The organism is uncultured Wocania sp., assembly GCF_964021735.1.
Lineage (GTDB): Bacteria > Bacteroidota > Bacteroidia > Flavobacteriales > Flavobacteriaceae > Wocania_A.
Genome location: NZ_CAXIBN010000267.1, coordinates 1 through 2,561, shown reverse-complemented (window position 1 = coordinate 2,561; position 2,561 = coordinate 1). Strand labels below are relative to the sequence as shown.

Annotated in this window: 2 protein-coding genes; both read left to right on the top strand. The window is 33.5% G+C overall.

Annotated elements, in window-relative coordinates:
* Nucleotides 1-522: hypothetical protein (locus tag AADI82_RS14810; protein WP_341217185.1), on the top strand; the 522-nt coding region annotated here is incomplete at its 5' end.
* A gap of 112 nt (nucleotides 523-634) precedes the next feature.
* Complete coding sequence (locus tag AADI82_RS14805; RefSeq protein WP_341217184.1) at nucleotides 635-2,329, top strand: hypothetical protein; 1,695 nt, start codon at nucleotides 635-637, stop codon at nucleotides 2,327-2,329.
* Nucleotides 2,330-2,561 lie beyond the last annotated feature (232 nt).

Sequence of the window (2,561 nt, the reverse complement as noted above, 5' to 3'; positions counted from 1 at the left end):
ATGACACTAGAACTAATCATATTTATTGGATCCGTTTTATTTGGAGCATTAATTTACTGGCGAGAATCTCACGGAAATGGATTATATCGATTCTTTAATAAATTGATGTATTCTAAGGACTTACAAATGAAATCCACAGATAAAACAGGCTTTGTATATCAACAAAAATTTATAATCAGGTTGGTGTTTATTGGGTTCTTATTTTTAATAGGCATTGTAATTACTAGGTTTTTAATTCCAATAGATATTGCTACCATTTCCATTTTTGCGTCGATGATTGTTGGCACATTGGTAGGAACATATTTAGCAAATCTTATATTTAAATCAAGTGAAGTTATTGATGAAAAGAGTGATTCTTTAGAAGATATTGTAAAAGACACTATTGAGAAAGGAAAGGATTTTATTGAAGATATAAAAACGAAAGATGCAGATATAGGTGAAGCATCTGAACCTCAAAAAGAAGCACCAAAAACTGAGGAGAAAAGTGCTCGTGAACGATTAAAAGACAAAGGGCTTTTATAAGTTAGTGGCATTACGAGGAAGTATGACGAAGTAATCTTTTAAATTGAAACTAGAAATATAAACAAACAGATTGCCACGACTTAAAAAGTCTCGCAATGACAACGTAAATAAGATGATTAAAAACTACTGGAATAAAGGAAAAAAACAAAAAACCATAACAATAGTTACCGGATTAATTTTGTTAGTCGCATTGTTTGTTTTGCGCGACGATTATCAGCCTGCATTATTATTTGTTAGAAAGTTCATTTTCATTATTCTGTTAAGTGCTACAGTATTATTTTTTGGATTACGAAAGTTTAGAAATTCAGCAAGTACAGGAAAACGCATTGGTATTTTAGGATTGCTAGTTGTTTTCTTCGGAATCTTATATGTAATCGGTTGGCATTTTAAAATGTACGATTACATGAAAACCTATAATGTTTTTAATAATTTGAATCGTATAGAAATTAACGAATTACCGTTAACTCAAAATGAGCGCATTCAACCATTACAAAATATTTCATCAATGGCAAACGAAAGTGTTGGAGAAACTAAAGATGTTTCGTTACCACATTTAGTTCGTGTTGACGGTGAGAATAAATGGACGATGGCCATTCAGCCAACAGAGAAATATGTTTGGCAAGGCATAACCGATAATACCGAAGAAGTATTTTCGGTATCTAGTACGACGCCATTTCCAAGGTTTTCAAACGAAAATAGAATTCCTGTAACCTTTTCAATTGGTGAATCTTTAAAGTTTAGTAGAAACACCTATAACGCTGTTGTACAACGTTTCAATATTTTTCAATTATTTACCATGGAGCCTAGTGATACGTTTTATATGAAAAACGATACAGGACAATGGGTGCAAGTGGTCAGTTTAATTAAATGGAAAGGCTTTTTGTTTCCGTATCCAACATTTGGTGGTGTTATGGTTGTAAATAATGGCGAACACGATTTTAGTGATTATATAGAGCGTATTTTAATAGGAAAAGGCACTTATATAAGTCCAGAGGAAATGAAAAACTATCCGTATTTGAATGGGCAAAATACATTGGCAGAAAAAGTATCGCAACTACAAGCAGAATCTTTAAAATTTTTAGGAGGATTTAGTGATCCATTGCCTTGGAATATGGAAACAGCAGTTAAAATACCGGAGTTACCAAAAGACCAAAACCAACAACCTTTTGTTACTGATTTTGATTTTTCCGATACCAATTCTAATGCTTATAGTGGTTTGTACCATTGGTTTGGGTTAGAGCCAGTGGGAGAGGAGCGCACCAGTTTAACCTTTAGTGTGTTTATTCCTGCAGACGGAAGTGATGCCTTATATTATTACGACCATGCCTCCAAAAAGCAAGGCTATGCAGGAGTTTCTGCCATGCCATTAAAAGTTAAAGAATCGAGAAAAGAGTATGATTGGACAGCCAATACGCCAGTAGAATTCAGACCTTATATTAAAGATATTGCAGGTAGAAAGCGCATGTTCTTTTTAGGTACCGTTTCTGCTATTAGCGAAAAAGATGCGGGACAGTTTGATGGTTCGGCTACACCTGATTTAGTGCTTATTGACAGTGAATACCGCGATGTTATTTGGATTGATGTAAAACACCCAAGTAAATGGGATAAAACGGTTTACGACCAATTAAATGAAGCTTGGAGGTCGAGCGAAGGTATTGGCTATTATTTTGCTGAAGAGACAAAAAGCTTTGATATTGTTAATCAGGTTTCAGATTCAACTATAGTTATTCCTATGATTGATAAAAAAGCTGAGGAGATTGAAAGGTTACAAAGACAGATTGATTCTTTGAAGGCTGTTGAAAATTAAAAAAGCTTTTTTAGTAACTTTTATTCTAAACTCTACACTTATAATGTAAAGGTTCATTATGGGGTATATGGGTTTTGGTATGCAAAGTTGGATTTATAATAGACGCCCTAGAAAACCTTTTTCTAAGAGAGGGAGCATACCTTCTTTTTCAGCTCTTCCTAAATATTCAAGGACTTTTAAAATTAAACCTCATATTAAAGAAAGTAAATTCAAGTATGCTTTTCTTGGAATT

What these genes read in the sequence shown, in the direction of transcription:
- AADI82_RS14805 (WP_341217184.1), top strand. Translation starts at nt 635, where the DNA reads ATGATTAAAAACTACTGGAATAAAGGAAAAAAACAAAAAACCATAACA.